Origin of the sequence: Streptomyces sp. E-08 (assembly GCF_049913095.1) — a bacterium.
Taxonomy (GTDB): domain Bacteria; phylum Actinomycetota; class Actinomycetes; order Streptomycetales; family Streptomycetaceae; genus Streptomyces.
Window position 1 is genome coordinate 8496218 of the sequence record NZ_CP183971.1, and the last position, 23180, is coordinate 8519397.

The 23180-nt window shown below is 71.9% G+C and carries 14 protein-coding genes; 5 read left to right on the forward strand and 9 right to left on the reverse strand.

Going from position 1 to position 23180, the window contains the following annotated elements:
- From ACN9MM_RS38910 to ACN9MM_RS38950, 9 genes are all read right to left on the reverse strand, one after another.
- Positions 1–1686, reverse strand: a complete 1686-nt coding sequence (locus tag ACN9MM_RS38910) for a phytoene desaturase family protein (RefSeq protein ID WP_426368547.1) — start codon at positions 1684–1686, stop codon at positions 1–3.
- Complete coding sequence (locus tag ACN9MM_RS38915) at positions 1673–11038, reverse strand: amino acid adenylation domain-containing protein (RefSeq protein ID WP_426368548.1); 9366 nt, start codon at positions 11036–11038, stop codon at positions 1673–1675. Before ACN9MM_RS38915 ends, ACN9MM_RS38910 begins: the two co-directional genes overlap by 14 nt.
- A gap of 82 nt (positions 11039–11120) precedes the next feature.
- Complete coding sequence (locus ACN9MM_RS38920) at positions 11121–12026, reverse strand: sterol desaturase family protein (RefSeq protein WP_426368549.1); 906 nt, start codon at positions 12024–12026, stop codon at positions 11121–11123.
- 620 nt (positions 12027–12646) lie between these two features.
- Entirely contained in the window at positions 12647–13291 is a 645-nt protein-coding gene (locus ACN9MM_RS38925) for a GAP family protein (RefSeq protein ID WP_426368944.1), read from the reverse strand.
- Positions 13292–14532: 1241 nt separating this feature from the next.
- Positions 14533–15048 (reverse strand): hypothetical protein, encoded by a 516-nt coding sequence (locus ACN9MM_RS38930; protein WP_426368550.1) that lies wholly within the window; start codon positions 15046–15048, stop codon positions 14533–14535.
- 100 nt (positions 15049–15148) lie between these two features.
- Positions 15149–16300, reverse strand: coding sequence for an ABC transporter permease (locus ACN9MM_RS38935; protein ID WP_426368945.1), 1152 nt, complete (start codon positions 16298–16300; stop codon positions 15149–15151).
- A 44-nt stretch (positions 16301–16344) separates the two neighbouring features.
- Positions 16345–17067: an ABC transporter ATP-binding protein gene (locus tag ACN9MM_RS38940; protein WP_426368946.1), complete on the reverse strand. Its 723-nt coding sequence runs from the start codon at positions 17065–17067 to the stop codon at positions 16345–16347.
- Positions 17068–17210: 143 nt separating this feature from the next.
- Positions 17211–18293, reverse strand: a complete 1083-nt coding sequence (locus ACN9MM_RS38945) for a peptidoglycan-binding protein (RefSeq protein ID WP_426368551.1) — start codon at positions 18291–18293, stop codon at positions 17211–17213.
- Positions 18290–18973: a hypothetical protein gene (locus tag ACN9MM_RS38950; RefSeq protein ID WP_426368552.1), complete on the reverse strand. Its 684-nt coding sequence runs from the start codon at positions 18971–18973 to the stop codon at positions 18290–18292. The genes ACN9MM_RS38945 and ACN9MM_RS38950 overlap by 4 nt, the downstream gene beginning before the upstream one ends.
- Positions 18974–19129: 156 nt before the next feature.
- Here ACN9MM_RS38950 and ACN9MM_RS38955 point away from each other — a divergent pair, with 156 nt between their 5' ends.
- The 5 genes from ACN9MM_RS38955 to ACN9MM_RS38975 all read left to right on the forward strand — a co-directional run bounded on the left by ACN9MM_RS38955 (position 19130) and on the right by ACN9MM_RS38975 (position 22918).
- Positions 19130–19819 (forward strand): response regulator, encoded by a 690-nt coding sequence (locus tag ACN9MM_RS38955; protein WP_426368553.1) that lies wholly within the window; start codon positions 19130–19132, stop codon positions 19817–19819.
- Positions 19816–21309: an ATP-binding protein gene (locus tag ACN9MM_RS38960; RefSeq protein WP_426368554.1), complete on the forward strand. Its 1494-nt coding sequence runs from the start codon at positions 19816–19818 to the stop codon at positions 21307–21309. Before ACN9MM_RS38955 ends, ACN9MM_RS38960 begins: the two co-directional genes overlap by 4 nt.
- Positions 21306–21815 (forward strand): GerMN domain-containing protein, encoded by a 510-nt coding sequence (locus ACN9MM_RS38965; RefSeq protein WP_426368555.1) that lies wholly within the window; start codon positions 21306–21308, stop codon positions 21813–21815. The genes ACN9MM_RS38960 and ACN9MM_RS38965 overlap by 4 nt, the downstream gene beginning before the upstream one ends.
- Before the next feature lie 38 nt (positions 21816–21853).
- Positions 21854–22228 (forward strand): transposase, encoded by a 375-nt coding sequence (locus ACN9MM_RS38970; RefSeq protein ID WP_426368556.1) that lies wholly within the window; start codon positions 21854–21856, stop codon positions 22226–22228.
- A 240-nt stretch (positions 22229–22468) separates the two neighbouring features.
- Complete coding sequence (locus ACN9MM_RS38975) at positions 22469–22918, forward strand: hypothetical protein (RefSeq protein WP_426368557.1); 450 nt, start codon at positions 22469–22471, stop codon at positions 22916–22918.
- The last annotated feature ends 262 nt before the right edge of the window (positions 22919–23180 follow it).

A 23180-nucleotide genomic window follows, 5' to 3' on the forward strand; every position in this document is an offset into this window, starting at 1 on the left:
TCATTCGGCCACCGTCGCCTTCCGAGGAGCACGTCGCGGTTCGAGTTGCGGCAGCCGCCCGAGCTTTCCGGGGTGCCAAGGTTCGGTCGCCTCGCTCGGCCAGGCCCGGAACTCCAGGCCGAGCTCCGCGCACAGGTACTGGACGGCGAACCGGCCGCTCGTGGCCGCCCGGATCAGGCCCCCCATGCCGGTCCACTGCCCGGCCATGGAGAAACCGCTCAGGCCCGGCAACCGCATCCGGTCCCGGTTGACCAGCGCGGTCGACACGTCATCGGCCTCGGAGAACGCCTTCCAGGCCAGGATGCTCCCGTAGGTGTTGCCGGTGTAGCGCTCCGTGGTGGCGGGGGTGGCCACGTCGATGACCTCGATGCGCTCGTCGATGCCCGGGTGACGCTCGGCCAGGAACCGGCGGACGAAGTCGACGACCTGCCCCTTGCGTGCCCGGTACGCCCGGCGGTCGGCCGTGCGCAGCTCCTGCCAGGACCGGTGGTCGGTGAAGTAGGTGCAGTGCAGGACCGACTTCCCGGCCGGCGCGAAGCCGGAGCTGTACCCCGACCGCTGCTGGACCACCAGGCTGTTCTGCAGGCAGCCCGGCAGTGCGGCGCCCCGCTCCGCGCCGAGCAGGTAGGTGGTGCTGTGCGGTTCACCGGCCGGCAGGGCTCCGTCCAGGCCGACGAACGCGGAGACCACCGCCGGATAGAGGTTGTCCGGAGTGTCCAGCAGCTCGCGGTAGAGACGGTCGGTACGCGGGCTGGTCCACCGTCCGTCCAGCAGGCGGTCCAGGACCGTCGGGCCGTCGCAGGCGGCGATCACATGGTCGGCGAAGTGCTCCTGCCCGTCCTTGAGTCGTACGCCGACGGCGCGCCCGTCCTCGACGAGGACGCGTTCCACCCGTGACCGGTAGCCGATGTGCCCGCCGAGGCCCGCGTACCGCTCCTCGACCGAACGGGCCAGCCCGAGCGAACCGCCCTCCGGGAATCCGGCGTTGCCGTTGTGCGCGCAGGACATGGTGAAGAGGTACGGCAGCAGGGGGAAGCCGGTCAGCTCCTGAAGGAACACGTTCGGGAGGGCCCGCCGCAGCAGCGGGTCCTGGAAGCGGTCCGCGAAGCGGCGCATCGGGGTGGCCGCGGTGCGCCAGTACAGAAGGAAGGCGGGCAGGATGCCGAGGAGCGTCCCGGCCTTCTCCGCCGCGGACTTCAGCGCCGGCGGCTTCGTCTCCCAACGCGGGTCGAGGGCGGCGAAGCGCCGGAGGTCCCGGCAGAACGCCCGGATCAGCCGGGCGTCGGCGGGCGAGACGTCCAGCAGATGGCGCTGGAGCCGGTCGGGGTCGTTGTAGAAGGTGACGGATCTGCCGTCCTCGTCCATCACCCGGTTGAACTGGTCGAACGAGGTGATCCGCTTGCCGTCCAGCGCGCCGAGCTCGCGCCAGACGTCGTTCGCCCCGGTACCGGGGGCGGTGCCGATCAGCCAGTCGATGCAGTAGTCGAAGAGAAAGCCCTGCCGGGCCCAGGCGGTACAGCAGCCGCCGGGCAGCACGTGCTTCTCGAAGATGCGGCTCTCCAAGCCGCTCATCTGCGCGTAGCAGCCGGAGGCCAGGCCCGACATGCCCGCGCCGATGATGATGACCCGCGGACGTCCGCCGGGCGTCCGGGCGCCCCAGCGCGGCCCGGTGTCACGCGACGCCATGCGGGGCACCTCCCGCCAGCAGGGTGCGGGCCAGCTCGGCGTTGCGGTCCAGGAACGTGCCGTCGAGCATTTCGGCGTGCCGTCCGTGGCCCTGGTGCACGGTGCACCCGGTGGTGGAGGCGCTGTACCAGCTGCCGGGCTCGCCCGCCGCGAAGTGGCGCAGCTTGTCCTGGTCGGCGATCACCTCGATCGGGGCACGGAGCGCGCCGAGGGCGGGATGGGCGGCGCAGTGGGCGAGGTACTCCCGGGCCTGTTCGAGGGTCTCCCGGGCGACGATCTCGGACCCGGTGTGCCGGTGCAGGTGCTCGCCCAGCTCCTGCTCGAAGCCGGCCAGGTGTTCGTCGCCGAAGTCGAAGGCCTCGGTGATCCGGTACGAGTCCATGATGACCACGACGCTCACCGTGCGGCCCCGCCGCTCCAGTTCCTCGGCGATCTCGAAGGCGAGGTTGCCCCCGAGCGAGTAGCCGAACAGGGTGTACGGGCCGTCCGGGTGGAGTTCCTCGGCGAGATCCGCGTAGCGGGCGGCCTTGTCCGTACCGGCGAGGTGGTTGAACGCGGCGAAGCGGCACTCGGGGATCCGGGCCGCGAGCTCCCGGTAGACCAGCCCGTGTCCACCCGCTGGTGGCAGGCAGAAGACCGTACCGGCCGGGTCCGCGCCCGGGTTGAACCACAGGTACGGCTCGGCGCCGGGGAGCCGCCCGGTGACGACGTCCTCCAGGCTGCGGGCCATGCCGTGCAGGGTGCTCGTCCGGAACAGCCTGCCGACCGGGACGGCGGCGTTGAACTCGGCCCTGAGGTGGTGGATCAGCTCGATCAGCTTGATCGAGCTGCCGCCCGCCTCGAAGAAGTCGTCCCGCAGACCGGGCTGTTCGAGCCCGAGAAGGGCTTGCCAGTGCGCGGCCATCCGCCGCTCGTACAGTGTCACCGGAGGCTCGTGCCGGTCGGGTCCGGCCTCGGTGCGGGGTTCCGGCAGTGCGGCGAGGTCGACCTTGCCGTTGGCGGTGAGCGGCAGGGCCGGCAGTTCGGTGAAGTGCGTGGGGATCAGGTACGTGGGCAGTTGTTCCGCGAGGTGGCGGCGCAGCTCGCGGGCGTCCAGCGCGGTGCCCTCCGAGGGCACGCAGTACGCGCAGAGGAGGTTCTCTCCGGTCTCGTCCCGCCGCACCGTCACGCACACCTGGGCCAGCTCCGGCCGGGCGGTCAGCCGGGCCTCGATCTCGCCGGTCTCGATCCGGTGGCCGCGGACCTTGACCTGGCCGTCGGCCCGGCCGAGGAGGTGCAGCACACCGCCGGCGTCCCAGTGACCGAGGTCGCCCGTCCGGTACAGCCGGACGGGCTCGCGGTCCGGAGTGAGGGTGACGAAGCGCTCGGCCGTCCGCTCCGGTTCGCCCAGGTACCCGGTCGCGACCCCTGCGCCGCCGAGCCACAGCTCGCCCGTCACGCCCGGGGGTACGGGCTCGCCGTGCCGGTCGAGGACGTACAGCGCGCTGTTGGGCAGTGGCCGGCCGACCGGCACCATCCGGCCCGGCTCCAGGTGGCCGGCCGGGCCCTCGAAGTAGGCACTGTCGATGGTGCCCTCGGTGAGACCGTAGGAGTTCACCACCCGGGTGGCCGGACCGCAGAGGGCGATGAGCCGCTCGTGCTCGCCCGCCTTCCAGGAGTCCGAGCCGACGATCAGCAGCCGCATGAAGTCCAGGCCCACGCCCTCCCGCTCGCAGTACGCCATCAGGCCGCGCACCACGGAAGGGACGAACTCACCGCAGTCGACCCCCTCGGACCGCATCGTCCGGTACAACCGCCCCGTGTCGAACAACAGGTCCCGGTCGACCATGACCAGGGTGCCGCCGGAGCACAGGGCCCGGACCACGTCTCCGGTGAAGACGTCGAAGGAGACGCCCGCCATCTGCAGGTGGACCCGGGCCTCGGTGTCCAGCCGGTACTCCGCCTGCCAGGCCACGAACACCGAGGCCAGGTTGCGGTGGCTGACCCGAACCGCCTTGGGGCGGCCCGTGGAACCGGAGGTGTGGATCACGTACGCGGCCTGGTCGAGGCCCACGACGGGCTCCGGCAGGGAACCGGACTCGGGCCTGTCCAGTTCGTCGAGGGTCACCGGCCTGCCGGGCAGCCGGGACGCGCCGTCCCGTTGCCCGTCCGTGAGAACGAGCGTGGCACCGGCACCGGTCATCAGCTCGGCCAGCCGCTCCGCCGGGTGGTCCGGGTCCAGCGGAAGGTACGCACCGCCGGCCCGCAGGACCGCGAGGAGGGCGATCACCAGCTCCGGGGACTTGTCCATGCACAACGCCACCACGGTGCCGTCGCCCACGCCCATGTCGCGCAGAGAGGCCGCCACGCGACGGGAGCGGTGCTCCAGCTCCCGGTAGCCCATCCGCCGCCCGCCGGGGACGGACACGGCGACCGCCTCCGGGTGCTGGGCGGCGATCTTGCCGATCAGCTCGTGCACCGGGACGTCGTGGTCGATCCTCCGTCCGACGCCGCTGAACTCCGTGAGGATCCGGTCCCGTTCCCCGGCGCCGAGCATCGGCAGCCGGCCGGCCGGGCACTTTGCGGACGCGCGGGTGAGCCCGTCGAGGAGGTTGCGGTAGTGCTCGGCCATCCGCCGGACCGTGCCCGCGTCGAACAGGTCGGTGTTGTACTTGAGGACGCAGTGGAAGCGGCCGTCCGAGCGGTCCTCGTACGCGGACAGGGTCACGTCGAACTGGCCCTCCTCCTCCGGAAGCTCGATGTACTCCAGCTCGTAGCCGAGCCGCTCCGTGGCGACCTTGTGGGTGAGCAGGATGAACATCGCCTGGAAGACCGCGGAGCGGCTCGGGTCACGCTGCAGCCCCAGCTGCTCGACCAGCAGGACGAACGGGTACTCCTGGTTGTCCAGCCCGCCGAGGACGGTGTCGCGCACCCGCGCCAGCAGCTCGGACACCGTCGGCTCGCCGCTCAGGCTGACGTGCAGGGGCAGCGGATTGACGAAGTAGCCGTAGACCGACGCGAACTCCTCGTCGGTGCGTCCCGTGACGGGGCTGCCGACCACGATCTCGTCCTGACCCGACCAGCGGTGCAGCAGCAGGTAGTACGCGGTCAGCAGCACCGTGTACACGGTGACGTTGTGATCCCGGGCCAGCGCGTGCACCCGGGCGCTGAGCTCCCCGTCCAGCCGGAAGAACTCGGAGGCACCGTTGTCGGTCTGCACCGGCGGGCGCGGCCGGTCGGTGGGCAGGTCGAGCGCCGGCACCTCGTCGGGCAGGTGACCGCGCCAGTACTCCAGCATCCGCCGCGCCTCGGGCCCGGCCAGGAAGCGGTTCTGCCGGTTGAGGAAGTCGAGGTAGCGGGCCGCCACCGGGGCGAGCTCCACGGACCGGCCCGTACGAAGACCGTGGTAGACCTCGAACAGCTCCTCGATGAAGGTGAAGGTGGAGATCGCGTCCGAGACGATGTGGTGGACGGCCTTCATGATGACCCAGCGGTCCGGCGCGCGCCGGAACAGCCTCAACCGGACCAGGGGGTCGAGCTCCAGGTCGTACGGCCTGCGGTACTCCCCGACCAGCAGCGCCCTGATCTCCTCCCAGGACCGGCCTTCGACGTCGAACAGGCCGGTGTCGGCGCGGACGTCGCTCCGGATGCGCTGGACGGGGCGGCCGGACTCGGTGGTGATGTTGGCGCGCAGGCTCGGGTGCCGCCCGATCAGCGTGCGGAACGCCTCGAACAGCAGCTCCGGATCCAGCTCGGCCCGGACCTCCACCGCGCCGCCGATGTTGTAGGCGAAGCCGTCGGGGTTGAGCTGCCGCAGGAACCACAGGGCCTGTTGGTTGTGGGTGAGCGGGTGACAGTGCTCGTCGGTGAACAGCTCCACCTCCGTCTCCTCGGGCGGAGCGTCTGCCGACACCAGGTCCGCCAGCCCCTCGTGGAGCCGGGCCGTCAGCTCACCGACCGGGCCGTTGCTGAGGAGGGCCACCACTGGCAGCGAGACGCCGAGTTCGGTGTGGACCCGGGCCCGCAGCTCCATCGCGAGCAGAGAGTCGAGACCGAGCGAGCCGAGACGACTGTCCGCGTCGATCAGGCCCGGCTCCACCCGGAGCACACCGGCGGCCAGCGCGGCGAAGTGCTCGGACACCAGCCTCGTGCGAGCCGCCCCGTCGGAACGGCGGAAGGTGTCGAGGAGACCGCCGCCCTGTCCGGCCGGGGCGGTCCGCGCGGCGGCGGCCGCGAGGCCGGAGACCAGTCGCGGCGGCCGCGGGTACCAGGAGAGGAACACCGGCCAGTCCACCACGGTGGCGACGAGCAACTGGGGCAGGTCCTGCCCGATCACCCGCTCCAGGACCGCCATCCCGGTCTCCGGGGCGAGCGAGCTCATCCCCCGGGCGTCCCGGTAGTGGGCCACCAGACCGAGCTCCTCGATCATGCCGGTCGCCCAGGGCCCCCAGTCCAGGCTGAGCGCGGGCAGGCCCTGCGCGCGACGGCGGTGGGCGAGCGCGTCCAGGAAGGCGTTGCCGGCCGCGTAGTTGACCTGGCCGGCCGTGGTCAGCAGCGAGGCGACCGAGGCGAACAGGACGAAGTGCTCCACCGGCTCCTCGCGCAGCAGCCGGTGCAGGAGGTACCCGCCGTACACCTTCGGTCCGTAGCCGGCGTCGAACGCGGCACGGTCCAGCGACGGCAGCAGGACGTCCTGCACCTGCCCGGCGAGGTGGAACACACCCCGAACCGGAGGCAGTCCGCCGTCCCTCCGTTCGGCCAGCCAGCGTTCCATCGCCTCCCGGTCGGTCACGTCGGCCGCCACGACCAGCACCTCGGCACCCAGCGCTTCGAGCTCGCGCAGGAAGGCGACCCGCTGCCCGGCGGGGCCCTGCGGATCGAGCCCGTGCCATGCGTCGCGTGGGGGCACGGCGGTACGGCCGAGCAGGAGCAGACGCCGGGCCCCCCGTCGGACCAGGGTGCGGCAGAGCAGCCGCCCGAGCGCCCCGAACGCGCCCGTGACCAGGTAACAGCCGTCCGGACGGAGCCGCAGCGGCAGCGGCCGGGTCAGACCGGCGGGCGGCCGGAGCCGGCTGACGTGGCGACGGTCGCCGCGCAGGGCGATCTCGTCCTCGCCGTCGTCGGCCGCCAGCTCACGCAGCAGGGCTTCGGCTTCCGTCGCCGCCCCGGCGGACGCGGCCGTGCCCGGCCCCGCGACCGGACCGAGGTCGATCAGCTTTCCGCCCTGGGCGGTGAGCTCCTGCTGCCACAGAACCCGGCCGATGCCCCAGGCGGGCGCCCCGAACGGCTCCACCGGATCGCCCGTCCGGACGGCCTGGGCACCCCTGGTCACGATGTGCAGCCGTCCGCCCGGCCGGGCCTCGGGCAGCACCTGCGCGAGCGGGACCAGCGAGAAGGCTCCGACGGTGCCGATCTCGGCGAGGTCCTCCGGGGCGACGGCGTCCAGAGGAGGCAGGTCGAGGTTCCACAGGTGGACCACGGTACGGAGAGACGGGTCGAGGTCCGCGAACAACCGCCGCAGATCGGCGGCCGAGTCAGGCCGGACGGTCGTGCACCGCGCGCCGCGCCGGTAGCGGTGGCCGGGACGTACGATCCGGCACTGCCCGCCACGCTCCCGGACCAGCTCGGCCAGCCGGTCGGCCAGCCCACCGGCGTCGGCGAACAGCACCAGGTCGGGAGCCCCCGTCCCCGAAGGCTCGGCGGACGCCTCGCCCTCGGAGCGATCCGGTGCGGGTTCCTGCGATGCCGCTTCCTCCCAGCCCACCTCGGCCAGCCAGCCGTCGATGGTGCTCAGCTTGACCGCGGAGGCCACGCGATCCACCGCAGCCGCTCGGAATCCGGTGATCCTGCCGAGCGGTGTTCCGTCCTCGGCGTACAGGGCGAGATCACCGATCAGCTCCTCGTCGTTCTGTTCCGTGATGGTGGCGTGCGCCCACAACGCCCGGTCCCCGACCGGGTCCAACCGCAGCTCCTCGATCGCGACGGGCAGTCGGATGCCACCGGACCGTCCGCCGTCGGGCGACAGCGTGGTCAGCATCGTCTGGAAGCAGGCGTCCAGCAGCACCGGGTGCGCATGGCAGTCGGCCGCGTCCGTACCGATCGCCGTGGTGGGGCGGATCAGGGCCAGCGCCTCGCCGGGGCCGCTCCACACCTCGTCGATGGCCTGGAAGGCCGGGCCGTACTGATAGCCGAGCGCCGCCAGCTCCTCGTAACACGCGGCCCGGTCGAGACAGCGCTCACCGCGGGCCTGGACGGCACCGACGTCCAGGAGGCCCGTGACCCGGCACGGCTGGCCGGAGCGGACGACACCACGCGCGTGGACCGTACGCTCCGGGACCCGGTCACCGGCCCCTGACCCGGCTGCCCCGGAATCGGCGAGCGAAGCGATCGTGAAGCCGGCCTCCTCCGGCGCGAACGAGAGCTCGACGGTGGCGGACGTACCCTCGGGCAGGAACAAGGCGCGGGAGAACTCCACGTCGGCCAGGGCGGCGAGGCCGCCGCCGGTCATCGCGCGCACGGCCTGAGCTGCCATCTCCAGGTATCCGGCGGCCGGGAAGACCGTGCTCCCCTCGATCCGGTGATCGGCCAGGTACGCCAGGCGCTCGGTGTCCAGCCTGCTCTCCCAGGTGGGCTGGAGGGAGGCGGTACGGCGACCGAGAAGGGGATGGTCGAGCCGGCCGAGGCGGATCTGTTCCACCGGGCGGGGCTCCACCCAGTACCGGTCCCGCTGCCACGGGTAGCCGGGCAGCGGCACCGGTCGGCCCTCGGGCTGCAGCACGGTCCAGTCCACCTCGACGCCCAGGGTGTGGAGTTCGGCCAGGGAGCGGGCGAACCGCTCGGGTTCGTCCTCCCCGCGGCGGATCGAGGGCAGGGTGCGCCCGTCCGCGGCACGGCCGTCCAGGCACTCCCGGATCGAGTGGCCGAGCACGGGGTGCGGGCCGACCTCCAGGAACAGGGTGTACCCGTCGTCGACGAGCCGGTCGACCGCCGACCGGAACCGGACGGGCCGCCGGACGTTCTCCCACCAGTATCCGGCGTCGAGTTCGGGCCCCTGCGCGCGTCCGTCCCGGGCGGTCAGGTACAGCGGGAGCCTCGCCGGGCGCGGCTCGATCCCGGCCAGCGCCTCGTGCAGCTCGGCTTTGATCGGGTCCATCCGCACGCTGTGATAGGGCACTTCGACGTCGAGGAACCTGGTGAACACCTGCTCCCGGCCCAGCCGGTCGGCGAGCTCTCGAAGCGTGTCCACGTCCCCGGAGAGGGTCACCGAGGCCGGGCTGTTCACGGCGGCGACGGAGACCAGGTTCCGGTACGGGAGAACGAGCCGCTCGGCCTCCTCCTCGGACAGGTTCGCCGCCAGCATGGTGCCCGTGCCGGCGAGCCGGTGCTGGAGGACGCTGCGCCCCAGCGCCACCCGGACCGCGTCCTCCAGGCTGTACACCCCGGCCCGGTGGAAGGCCGCGATCTCACCGGTGCTGTGTCCGACCACCGCGTCGGGCCGCACTCCGTAGTGCTCCCAGAGCGCCGCCAACCCTGTCTGCACCGCGAGGTTGGCCGGCTGGGCGAGCCACGTCTCGGCCATCCGCGACTCCGACTCGGGCCTGGCCAGCTCATCGAGGAGCGACCATCCGGCCTGCCTGCGGATCTCCCGGTCGCAGCGCTCCACCGCTTCCCGGTACACCGGCTCGGCGTCGAGCAGCTGGCGTCCCATGCCCCACCACTGCGGCCCCATGCCGGTGAAGACCCAGACCAGCCGCCGCTGCCCGGCTTCCCGGCCGCGGCCACGCACCGCCCGGGGGTGCGGCTCGCCGCGCTCGCAGGCGGCCAGTGCCTCGTCCAGGGACTCGCGGGAGGAGTGGACGACTGCCAGCCGCTCCTCGAACCGCTGGCGGCGGTGCGCGAGCGTGTGCCCGATGTCCGCGAGCGGCACGCCCGCGGCGATCTCCCGGCGGAGGCCGCCCGCCAGTTCGGCGAGCCCCGACGGATGGCGTGCGCTCAGCGGAAGGACGGACCAGGGCGGTTCGTGTCCGGCCGGACTCCGTCCCTCCTCCTCGAGCGGCGGCGCCTCCTCCAGCAGGACGTGGGCGTTGGTGCCGCCGAAGCCGAAGGAGTTGACGCCCGCGCGGGCGGGGCCGTCGTGCTCCGGCCAGTCCACCGGAACGGTCGGGATCTCGAACGGCAGCGAGCCGAAGTCGATGGCGGGGTTGGGGTGTTCCAGGTTGAGGTGCGGCGGGATGCGTCGGTGCTTGAGAGCGAGCGCCGTCTTGATCAGCCCGGCCACTCCGGCCGCCGACTCCGTGTGCCCGATGTTGGTCTTGACCGAGCCGACGTAGCACCGCGCACCCGGCGCGCGGCCGATCGCCAGCACCCGACCGAGTGCCTCGGCCTCGATCGGATCACCGACCGGCGTCGAGGTGCCGTGCGCCTCGACGTACTGGAGGCTGCCTGGTACCACGCCCGCCTCGGCGCACACCCGCTCGATCAACGTGGCCTGGGCGTCCGCGCTGGGCACCGTGATGCCACTGGTCCGCCCGTCCTGGTTGACGCCGCTGCCGATCACCACCGCGTGCACCGGGTCGCCGTCGCGCAGGGCGTCCGACAGGCGCTTGAGCGCCACCACGCCGACGCCCTCGGCCCGTACGTAACCGTCGGCGGCGGCGTCGAAGGCCCGCGAGCGTCCGTCGGGGGAGAGGAAGCCGCCCTTGGTCTCGGCGATCGTGTACTGCGGCGCCAGGTGCAGCAGGGTCCCTCCCGCCAGGGCCAGCTCGCTCTCGCCGCGCAGCAGGCTCTGACAGGCCAGGTGGACCGACACCAGAGAGGAACTGCACGCCGTGTCGATCGAGACGCTGGGGCCGCGGAGGTCGAGACAGTGCGAGATGCGGTTCGACACCATCGTCATCATGGTGCCGGTGGCGGTGTGCGCGGCCAGCGTCTCGAAGCCGAGGTCGGCGAACTGAAGGATCTTGTAGTCCAGGGTGAAGGCGCCGATGAACACCCCGACGTCCCGTCCGGCCAGCTCCCCGGGCTTCTGTCCACCGTCCTCCAGCGCCTCCCAGGACACCTCCAGCAGCTTGCGCTGCTGCGGGTCCATGTGTTCCGCCTCGCGGGGACTGATGCCGAAGAAGTGCGGGTCGAACTCGTCGAAGCCGTCGATGTACCCGCCCCGGCCACCGATCAGCCGGCCTGGCTTGGCCCTGTCGCGGCTGCCGAGCGTGGTGGTGTCGTACCGGTCCGCCGGCGTGGGGACGAGGCAGTCCCGCCCCTCGATCAGGTTCCGCCAGAAGGCCCGGTGGTCACCCGCGTGTCCGGGGAGGCGACAGCCGATGCCGATGATGGCGACCTTGTCTCGCAGGGCGGCATGAGGTGAGTCGGTCATGGTCCAATCCGGAAGTGACGGCGCCTCGGTACGGGCCGGGCGGTGGGCGTGGTGTCGGGCGCGTCGCCCGTACGGCACGGGGCTAGGCGGTACGGGGCGGACGGCGCCAGGGGTGGAGCAGGCCGGCGAGGACCGACCCGGTCCCCGGGAACGCGGCGGGGTCCTGGACGCCGACCACGAGGGGCCGGCGGCCCGGCCGCCAGGTGAAGCTGCCGAAGAGGCGGTCCCAGACCGAGAGGTCGACGCCGTAGTGCCCGGCCTCGGCCACGTCGGCGCTGTGGTGCAGCCGGTGCTGTTCCGGGCTGGCCAGGACATGGTTGAACGGCCCGAGACGGACATCGACGTTCGCGTGGACGAAATAGCCCTGGACGATGGTGAAGAGCGCCACCGCGAAGAGGCAGTCGGAAGAGAATCCGAGCAATCCGAGACTCAATTGAACCGCACCCTGCTTGAAGGCGACGTCCAATACGTGGTTGACGCCGTTGTTGGCGACGTTGACCTTCTCCGGTACATGGTGAATTCCATGAACCTTCCAGAGCCAGCGATGAGAGTGCGCCAGGCGGTGTGCCAGATATCCGGCCAGTGAGGAAGCCAGCAGGGCCACGGGGATCTGCACCGACAGCACGAGCCCCAGCACCGGCCCTGCGACCGCCGCCACCACTGCCCCCACCACCGCCTGGGCGAGCACGGCACCCACCATGGTGAACGCGAAGTAGGCCGCGTACCAGCGGAGTTCCCGACCACTCGGATGCCAGTCGTCTCGATGGGGGATCGCGCGCTCCAGTGCCGAGAGGTAGAGGATGACGCCGACGAGGAAGATCTGGACCGACGTCCCGCGGTCCCAGCCGTAGTGCAGGGTCGAGGCGAAGAGCCAGACTGCGGACAAGGCCAGAAACGGGTATGCGGCGTGGCGGAGCACCTCGCGCGAGAAATCGCCGATGGCCCAGGACCTCGCCGGCAGCGGCCCCATTCCGGGTGGATTTTCCATACGGAGAATCTCCATTGCATCCGAACGAGGAACCGAAGACTAGCAGCGGACGCGAGGGCCTGCGGATTTCCCCGGCAGCACTTTCTGGCCAGCGCGCGCCGGGATTCGTCACGAGGTAATTGATAGGAAGAAGTGCTTACCTTCGCAATCGCCGACGTGTTCGTGGGCGAATGCCACGGCCGTGCGGCACGCGGCAGCAACGATTCGGCGGCCTGCTGAAGCGGCCGAGGCGCCGGGCCGGTGTCCACCGATGGCCAGGGGGCCACGCACGCGGGGCGGGGGAGTGATGTCCCGCCACCCTCCACCGACCGACGGCGAGAACGCGGATCACGGAGACTACGGGGACCGAGATATGCCCGAAACCATTGCCCTGGCGGCGCGCGGATCGCACGAGCGAGGCCCTCGCGGAGCCGCACGCACCACATCCACGCTGGGCCGCGGTGCGGAGCAGCGGGCACCTTCAGGAACCAGTTCGTCCGGCACAGCGTCGAACAGGTCCTCCGCGAAAATCTCCTGCGTACGCAGCAGTTCCTTGATGCGAGGGCGGCGGAGCCCAGCAGGGCCTGGCGGTTGCAACGGCCGGCGGGGAGGAAGCGTGATGAAGCCAGGGCAGGCGGGGCTCAGGAGACCAGGTCGTAGATGCTGCGAGCCATGAGCCACAGGCCGACCAGCAGGGAAATGGTGATGATCAACTGCTCCTGATGCCGACTCAGCCAGCTCCGCAGCGCGTTGAGGCGAGCGTTCGCGCTCGTGGGAGCCCAGACCACGTACATCTCCATGACGATGAGGCTGAGCGTGGCCAACAGGCAGTAGCCGGTCAGCGCGAGCCAGTCGGTAGCAGTGGAGAGGTCCGCGTCGAGGGCCGTGGCGGCGCCGGCGGCGACCAGTCCCCACGGCTGAAGCGCCCAGGCGAGACCGGCCGCGGTGATGGGGGAGGCGTTGTCGATCCGGGCGCTCCAGCGGGGCGGCCCGTGCGGGCGCGGAGGCCGACGGTGCCGGTAGGAGCCGTACAGCACCAGAGCCACACCGATGGCGAGCTTCGCGGCGATGGCGGCGGTCGAAGGGGTGCTGTGACGGGCCGGGGGCTGTCCGTTCGTCAGCAGCATCACGAGGGTGATCACCACGACCAGGTTGGCCAGCCACGACAACAGGAACGCCAGCCCCTGACGTACACCGCGCCGCGAAGAGAGCAGCAGGATGAAGGCGCTGTTGTGGAGAGGTCCCAACGAGATGGCCAAACCGATCACTACCAGGTCGAGGAGCACCGCTTCAGTCACTCCTGGGACTCGGGGCTGTCCGCCGTTCTCGGGACGAGGGAGCGGCGGGCCTGGGTACGGGACGTCGTCACCGATCCGCCGTACCCCGACTCTGCAGGGGACCGCACGGCAGGTCAAGCAGGCCACGCACGTGGCGCACGGGGTATCTCCGCGCCAGGGACGGCCCGTCGATCCGCTGTCGGTAACCCGCACCGTTGCGGGGCGCCCGTCGGGCGTACGCGGGTGGAGATGCGCGTTGCTCCGTTCGGCCCGCACAGGACCCGGCGAGACTCCCCGTACGACAGTGCGGTCCTGACCCTCCGTGCCCCCGGCCTCATGTCGCCGGAGCAGATCCGCGGTGAGCGGCTGACCGAGGCGAGCGACGTCTTCTCGCTGGGCACGGTGCCGGCCTTCGGCCGCCTCAGGGCGGCTCCCGTTCGATGTGGCGGAGGGTCAGGCGCACGCCGTGATCTACCGGGTGGTGCACGAGGCACCGAACCTCGCCGGTGGGCCCGAGCCGCTGCAGGAGCTGATCGCGGCCTGCCCGGCCAAGGATCCGGCGGCTCGGCCGACTCTGGCCGAGCTGCGGCACCGGCAGGAGACGCAGTACCACTCGCTGGGCCCCTGGCTTCCGCTGGAGGTACTGACCCGGCTCGGACAGGAAGCCTGCCAACTCCTCGACCAGGAGGACCCGCACACCCGGATGGGTCCGGCCGCGGACGCACCGCTCGACGCGGACGCTGCCACCGAGGCGTGGGCCGAGGGGCCGCCCCGTCCACCGCACCCGCCCCATGTCGCCGACCAGGCGGAGCGGGCCGTCCTGCCCCACCAGGCAGATCGCCAACGACGTCTGGCGCGTTTCCAGCCCACCCGGCCTCGGCACAGCCCCGGCGCCCCGTCTGCTGCAAGGCTGGTGGGCCGCCTGCCTGTTCGCCCTCGTGGCCGGGCCGCTCGGGCTGACTCCGTGGACCTGCTGGTTGTGCCGGCGGCGGTCGTCGCCGCCCACTACGTCCGCGAACTCACCGCCATGCAGGCGGCCCAAGCCCCAAACCGACGCGACCGACTCCCGGCCACAGACGCGGGCGTTGTACGCGCCGCGGTTCGGCTTCGTGGTGCGGCACCGGTTCTCGGTGCTGCCGCCCGCCCCCGCATATCCGCAGCGGGGGCCCGGGGGCCTGGGGAACGAGGGCAGCACTGGCCGATTCCACGGTTCTGTCTGTCTGTGCGCAGTTTCGTGAACGACCTCGGGTTCAGTCGTCGGCCGCGACCAGGAGCGTCAACAGGGCCTGGTCATGATCGATGGCGATGTATTCATGGAAGTCGATGTGCACGCCGCCCCAGTCGTGGAACTTCTGGTGTCCGAGGTCCTGGAGGTGGTAGCAGCTGGTGGCCGAGTCGATCGGGGCATGCACGGTCGAGGCGAGGGTCTCCTCCAGGGAGTCCGGGATGGAGCCGTGCCAGCTGGCCCACCCGCGGAGGGTGCGGAGTGCGTCTGTGTCGGCAACCGGCCGGTAGGCATGCGCCGTGACGTGCTTGAGCCAGTACGGGCCGTGCCGCGTCCCCGCAGGGTCGACGCCGCCGCCCGCGTAGTCATCGCGGAACTGCTCGTGCGCGACGAGCGCCACCAGTAGCTCACTGTCCTGAATGCCCTGGGGGAACCGGAAGGACTTCACGTCGACCCAGCGGTAGCCGTGCGGTCCGTGGCCTGTGAAGTCGTGGTGCCGGAAGTTCACGAGGACCTGAGTATCCAGGACGAGCTCTGTCACAGGTGCACGCTATCGCGCCGCGAGACGGCGAGCGATCGGCCTGGGGTTTCGCGAAATGCGGACAGAACCGATTCCACAGATCCTCGCCGCCGCGGCTCGGTCAGGTCGCGTTGAGCGCCGTGGTCGGGTCGAGGCGGGAGGCGCGGACGGCCGGGTAGAGGCCCGCCAGGGCACCGATGGCGAGGGTGGCCGCGAGTCCACCGCCCAGCGACCACGGTGGGACGACCGGTGTCCAGCCCTGCACCAGGGCGAAGCCGTATGTCGCCGCCGCTCCGAGGACCGCGCCCGCCAGGCCGCCGAGGGCGGACAGCAGGAGCGACTCGGTGAGGAACTGCAGCCGGACGGCGCCGCGGGTGGCCCCGAGGGCGCGGCGCAGCCCGATCTCCTGACGCCGTTCCAGTACCGACACCACCATCGTGTTCGCGACACCGACACCGCCCACGAGCAGGGCCACGGCCCCGAGGCCCAGCATCAACGCGGTGAGGCCCTTGTCGGTGGCGGCCTTCGCGGCGAGCGCGTCGGAGGGCCGCGAGACCTTGACCCCGACGGGGTTGCCGGGGCTGACGGTGCGCGCGAGCACGGCGCGCACGTCCTCGACGGTGGCGTCCGGTGAGCGCTCGAAGACCGTCGACGGGTGCCCGTCGAAGGCGAAGTAGCGTTCGGCGGCCGGGAATCCGACGAGTGCCACCCGGTCCAGATTCGGGACCAGCTCGATCGGTTCGAGGATTCCGACCACGACGACGTACTCGTCGTTCATCATGATCTTCTCGCCCGGTTCGGTGACACCGAGCCGTCGCGCCGCGACCGAGCCGAGGACCGTCACCGGGAGGCGTTCGTTCGCCCGGTTCAGCCACACCCCACGGCTCACCTTCGCGCCGAGCGCGGCCAGCAGGTCGGGACGGGCGGCCTGCGCGGTGACGCCCGCCGTCCGCTCCTCGGGCACGACGTCGCTGCGCCGGATCCGCGCGTCCACGTCGCCGGTGGCCGTCGCATGCCGGACCGGGCCGATGCGCTGGACCATCGCGACCGCGTTCTTGGGCAGGGTGACCTCCTGGCCATAGGGGTCCCGGCCCGCCTCGGCCGTGAGCAGGTTGGTGCCGAGGCGGTCGAGGCGGCTCATCAGGTCGGCACGGCTGGAGGTCGACAGACCGACGACGGCGATCATGGTCGCGATGCCGATGGCGATGCCGAGCGCGGACAGCACCACCCGGGTACGGCGGGTGCGCAGGCCGATGGCTCCGGTGCGCAGCATGTCACGGGCGGACAGGCGCGCGGGCCGCAGGGGTACGGGGCCCTTCACGCTCCCACCTCCGGCAGACGCGAGCCGGCCCGTCCCGAGTCGTCCACGACCTCGCCGTCGCGGAAGCGCACCCGCCGGGGCAGCGAGTCGGCGATGTCGTGGTCATGGGTGATGACGCACACGGCCGTACCGGCGGCGTTCAACTCGTGCAGGAGCTCCATCACGATCTTCCCGGACGCGGTGTCGAGGGCGCCCGTCGGTTCGTCGGCGAGCAGCAGGTCCGGCGCCCCCACGATGGCCCGGGCGATGGCGACGCGTTGCTTCTCGCCGCCTGAGAGCTCGGTGGGCCTGTGGCCGAGGCGGTGCCCGAGCCCGACCCTCTCCAGCGCGGTACGGGCTCGTGCGCGGCGTTCCCGCAGGCCGACGCCCGCGTAGAGCAGACCGTCGCAGACGTTGTCGACGGCGTCGCGCCCGGCGGACAGGTGGAAGTGCTGGAACACGAAGCCGATGTGCCGGGCCCGCAGCGCGGACAACCGGGCGTCCGACAGCGTTCCGACATCCCGCCCGGTGACGTGGACGGTGCCGGTCGTGGGCCGGTCCAGGGTGCCCATGATGTTCAGCATGGTCGACTTGCCGGAGCCTGAGGGGCCGACGATGGCGAGGAGTTCGCCCGCCTCGACGGTCAGGTCCACCGCGCGCAGGGCGTGCACCGGTCCGGGGTGGGTCTTCGAGGCACCCCGGAGCTCGACGACCGGAGGCACGGAGGTTGCGCCGGCCAGCGCGTCGCGAGGGACGAGCCCGTCGGCGAGGTGCGGGGCCGCTGCCGGGACGGCGGAGGGGACCGGGCCCCGGACCGCATCCGAGGCCACGGCCGGGATCGTGTCAGAGGCTCCGTCCGGGACCGCGGAACGACGGCGTGCGATCACGGAGCCGCCACCCCCACCCGCATCCCCTCACGCAGCTGGGCGCCCTTGACCTCGATCTTCCCGTCGGCCGTCATGCCCGTCTCCACCCGCACCATCCGGGTGGAAGCGCCCTCGACGACCTCCAGCCCGTAGCCGCCGTTCGCACCGCGCAGTGCCACCACCGCCTCGACGGGCACCACGAGCACGCCCTTCCTGCTCTCGCTCACGAACTTCACGCTCGCGGTGGCCCGCGTGTCCTCGCCCGCAGGCGTCCCGTCGTCGAGGGTCACCTCGACGGTGATGCCCTCGCGGCCGCCCCCGGCCGCTTCCCCGCCCCCGGACCCGTCGTCGCCGGGCCTTACGGTGCCGGTCACCTTCCCCCGTACCGTCGTCCCGCTGGGCAGGGTCACCTCGGCGCGGGTGCCCGGTGCGGTCAGCGGCGCGTCCGACGGGTCGAGGGCGGCCCGCACGACGGGCCGGGGCGAGGCGACCGTGAGCACCGCCTTGTCGGGACCGACCTGGTCGGCCAGAGCGGCATCCGCCGAGACGACCCTGACGCGGCCCGGCTGGAAGACCACGTGTCCCTTGCCGACCCGCCCGGTCGGCTCCCGGTTCAAGGACTTCTGCCACCGCTTGACGGCGGCCTCCGTCGCCGCGTCGTACCGCGGGTCCACGTACATCCCGCGGCCGAACCCGAGGTCGCGCAGGTTGCGTTCGAGCTGGAGGACGTCGGTGCCCCGGTCGCCGGTCCGCATCTCGCGGAACATCGGCACCGGCCCGTACAGCAGGGTGACGGGCTTGTCGTCCAGCTCGTACAGCGCCTGCCCCTGGCGTACGGTCGTGCCCTCCTCGGCCGCGACGGTGACCGTGCCCGCGACCGCCGCCTTCACCGGCCGCCGACCCGCGTGGTCGAGCCGTCCGTCGACGGTCTTGCTGCTCACCAGGTCGGTCCGTACGACGGTGGTGGTGGCGGGCGGCAGTCCCGCCCCGCCGCCCGCGGGCTCGGCCTCCGGCCCGGTGGCGAGGACGAGGATCCCGGCACCGCCCGCGAGGGCCACGGTCAGCGCACCGCCGACGAGAAGTGTCCGGCGCCGCGTCACTGCATACCGTCCAGGCCGTCGAGAAGCTTGTCCTTGCAGGCCGCGACGGCCTGCTTGTACGCCGGGGAGCCACGGTCGAAGGACGGGCTCGCCGGGTTCGGATCGCCGCCCGGGATGACGTTGCCACCGGACATCGTCGGGTTCTGGAACCGAGACACGCCCTGGGAGCGCATGCACTGGGCGTGCGCGAGCATCGACTCGTACTCCGTCTGCGTGTCGCGCTCGGGCTCCTGCTGCGACGCCGCGGTCATCTCCGCCACGCAGACGCCGTTCCTGCCGCCCTTGGACACCTCGGGGTACGCGGGGCTCAGCTCGTCGATCTTCGTCCAGTCCAGATAGCCGCTCAGCTTGGGGTCGGGGAACTCCTTGACGCCGCCCTTGCCGCGCATGCACCGCACGTACGTCATCTGCGCGTCGTAGAAGGCACCCTTGCCGCCGGCCGTCGGCGAGCCGCCGTCGCCGGGCCCGCTCGGGGTGGCGGCAGAGGCCGTCGGCTCATCGGGGACGGTGGCCACACCGGCGTCCTTGGCCCCGCCGTCGGTACCGCAGGCGACGGCGAGAGCGAGAACCGGCACGGCGAGGAACGAGGTGAGAACGGCACGGGACCGGCGGCGGGTACGGGGCCGCACACAGCCATCGCGGTCGGTGGCGCTCAAGGCGTTCATGGTGTTCGAGGTCATGCGGACGACCCTCAGGCCCGCACATGATGGTCTCTCCCGCGCCGTTCCATGAACACGTAACACCACATGATGAGAACGTAACAATGCCGATGGCCTGCGTATCCGAGCCTTGGTCCCGGGGGCTTCGACACGGAATCCTCGCCCATAATCGGACGCATGCCCCATGTGCTTCTCATCGAGGACGACGCCGCCGTGCGCGACGGCATGGAACTCGTCCTGCGCCGACACGGCTACGACGTCGACACCGCGGCCACCGGTGAGGAAGCCCTCGACCTCCTCGACAGCACCGCCGGGAAGGCGGTGGAGCTCGCCGTGCTCGACCTCATGCTGCCCGGCATCGACGGCTTCGAGGTCTGCCGCCGCCTCCGCTCCCGTTCCACCCTGCCCGTGATCATGCTCACGGCCCGCGGCGACGACTCCGACATCGTCCGCGGCCTGGAGGCCGGCGCCGACGACTACGTCGTCAAGCCCGTCACCGCCCCCGTCCTGGAAGCCCGCATCAAGGCCGCACTGCGCCGGGCCGAGCCGCAGCCCGCGCACCCCGAACGCTCCGAGTACACCGGACTCGTCCTCGACCGCGCCGGACTGACCGTCACCAAGAACGGCGCCGGCGTCCCCCTGCCGCCCATCGAGCTGCGGCTGCTCCTGGAGCTCTCCGCCTCGCCCGGCCGGGTCCTCAGCCGTGAACAGCTCCTCGAACGGGTCTGGGACCATGACTTCCTCGGGGACTCCCGCCTCGTCGACGCGGCCGTGGGGCGCCTGCGCGCCAAGATCGAGGACGAGGCGGCGCGCCCCCGATACATCCAGACCGTCCGCGGCTTCGGCTACCGCTTCGGCCCGATATGACCCCGCCCCGCCGCACGCGGCCCGGCCGCGACTCCCGGGGCCGCCGCCGCCCCCGCGGACCGTGGCTGGGGAGCCTGCGCACCCGCCTGGTCGTCACGTTCGTCCTCGTCACCCTGACCGGCTCCGCCACCGCCACCGCGCTCGCCTACCGCGAGGCGCGCACCGCCATCCTCAAACGCGCCCAGGACTCCTTCCAGCACAACCTGTACGACCGCGTCACCACCATCGCGCCCGACATCGACCTGCCGCCGACCGAACGCGGCCTCACCGAACTCTCCGAGCGCGTCGCCCAGAGCCTCGACGGCGCCCCGCTCGTCATCAGCCGCTACCGCGAGCTCCAGGGCACCTCCGACGTGCTCGCCGACCAGAGCAGGATCACCCCGCAGCTGCGCGAGGCGGTCCGCACGCGCGGCACGATGAGTTTCCAGCGCGTCACCCGCCACGACATCCCGTACCTGGCCGTCGGCACACCCGTCACCTTCGCCGACGACGGCCGGGCCTCGGGCCTGGAGATCTACGCAGTCGCCTCGCTGCGGCCCGAGCAGGACGACACAGCGGGACTGCTCACGGCGGTACGGGACGGCATCGCCCCCGTCGTCCTGCTCTCCGCCCTCCTCGCCCTGCTCTCCGCACGAGCCGTCCTGCGCCCGGTGCGCGACCTGGGGCGGGCGACCCGGAAGCTGGCCGAGGGGGACCTTTCGATCCGGGTGACCGTGAAGGGTCGCGACGAACTCGGCAATCTGGCCCAGGACTTCAACGAGACCGCCGACGAGCTCCAGTCCTCGGTCACCCACCTGCGCGACCAGGAGGAGCGTGCCCGTCGCTTCGTCGCCGACGTCTCCCACGAACTGCGCACCCCACTCGCGGCGATGACCATGGTGGCCACCGTCCTGGAGGAGGACGCCGACCAGCTCCCACCCGACACGGCCCGTGCGGCCCGCACGGTCAGCGCCGAGACGGCGAAGCTCTCCCGCCTGGTCGACGACCTGATGGAGATGTCCCGCTTCGACTCCGGTGCGGCCCGCCTGACCCTCACCGACACCGACCTGGCCGAGGCGATCCGGGCAAGCCTGGCCCTGCGGGGCTGGACGGACGAGGTACACGTCGATCTCCCCGACGGCGTGCGCGCCCCACTGGACCGCCGCCGCCTCGACGTGATCATCGCCAACCTGGTGGGCAACGCGCTCCGGCACGGCGCACCCCCGGTGACGCTCTCGCTCACGACCACCGGGCACACGGCAGTCCTCACCGTCGCGGACCGGGGCCCCGGCCTCTCGGCCGACGCACTCCGGCACGTCTTCGACCGCTTCTACAAGGCGGACGCGGCACGCACCCGCTCCGAAGGCAGCGGCCTCGGCACCGCCATCTCCCTGGAGAACGCCCGCCTGCACGGCGGCACCATCGACGCCGCGAACCGCCGGGACGGCGGCGCCGTCTTCACCCTCCACCTGCCCCTGCCCCCGACCGACGCGGAGGCCCGCACACCATGACCCGCAGACCTGCCGCCCTGATGCTGCCGGCGGCCGCGCTGGCGGCCGTACTGACATCCTGCGGAGTGCAGCCGAGCGGAGTGATCGGCGCGGGCGAACCCCCGACCGGCCTCACCAAGGGCCTCCGCCTCTACTTCGTCTCGGCGACGGGCCACCTCGAAGGCGTCTCACGCCCCGACACGGAGCTCACCGGCCTGGACGCGGCACTCAAACTCCTGGTCGCAGGCCCCACCGAGCCCGAACAGAAACGCGGCCTGACGACGCTGGTCAGCCGGATCTCCTACGACACCACGGCGGAGGCCACCCGCGTGACCCTGCGCTCCGCGGGTACCACCTTCTCCGGCAACCGCCGCGACGACCTGATCAACGGCCAGCTCGTCTGCACCCTCGCCCGCGCCCAGTCCACCCTGCACCCCGCGATCCGACCGGACGACGTCCAGGTCACCCTCATCGGCGACGGCCGCCCGGCGGGCCCGTACCGGTGCTCCCAGTTCATGGGGGGCTAAGGCCGTTTCCTTCGGATCATCCCACCGCCGGTTGATGTGTGTCGTTGACTGACGCCCAGTGGGCGCGGATCGAGCCGCTGCCGGACCGCGCTCCGTGGCGGGGTGGGCGGTGGCGGGATCACCGGCAGGTGATCGACGCGATCGCGTTCAAGAACGGCACCGGGACGCCGTGGATGGACCTGCCCGAACACTTCGGGTCGTGGAGGGGCGCCCACCGGAGGATCCCGCGGCGGACTGACCACGAGATCCACTCGCCGCAGACGGCAACTGACGCCCGCTCATATTCGTCCTCACGCCTGGCCAGGCAGGTGACGCACCCGCGTTCGCCCAGGTCATGGGCCGCTTACGGGTCGAAAAAGATCGGCTGCCGTCGGCGCTGGATCACCCGTTCTGGTGATCGCGCGCCGCATTGACCCCGGGCCCCGTTCCTGTTCCGGCAGCGTGGACCCCATGGATCTCCGCCGCACGATTCTCCTCGTCTTCGACGACTCGGTCCCCAGTACTTCGGCCCGGCCCGGCGAACTCGCGCCTGCCGCCGCCGGCCCACAGCACCGGCTGCCGACATCGGCTGACCCTCGTGCGGCTTCGCCCCGGGAAGCCCTGGACGCCACCGATCTGCTCGGCGCCGAAGCTGCTGCGGGGCGGCGGTAGCGGTGTCGGAGGAGCAGCTGAAGCTGCGCAGTGAACCCGGTGAGCCCGACGTGCTCGCCGTAGCCCACCTGCCGATCACCGACGGCCGTCTGTCGTCAGCTGACGTCGGTGTCTACATGCGGTGCCGGTGGCTGGGAGCGATCTGCGCTCCGTACGGTGATCTCGACTGGCTGATCGCCGAACTGCGGATGCCGCCGGAGGAGACCCGGGCTTCGGTCCGGCGGCTGGTCGAGTTCGGCTATCTCGACACGGTCGGGCCGGTCGAGATCGAAGCTGTCAAGGCACAGGCTGTTGCCGAGCACGTCCGGGAGGCCATCGAGGTGGCCATGGACGAACTCACCCCAGCCGAGCGGACGGCTGTCGCCCGTCTCGCGGACCTCGTGGACCGGCGTCGGGATGAGGCCACAGCGGCGTTGGACGCCCACATCGACCAGGAGACTGGTCACGGGTGATCCCAGGGCGAGAGGCCGAAGGGCGCGTTCAGGTGTCGTGAGAAGACACCCGTGAGGGCGTCGGTCAGCGCGCCGACGCCGCGCCGCGCGGGTCCGGCTCTGCCGAACCAGACGCTGCGGTTCCAAGCGCGAGCCCACCCACGAGCTGAGAGGTAACCGGCTCGTTCGGCGTGGGCGCCTTTGGCAGCGGTGTGCTGCGAGCCCGGACGATCGTGGAGTCGATCGCGACCATCCAGTCCCCTTCATCCGGGCCCTGGGGCAC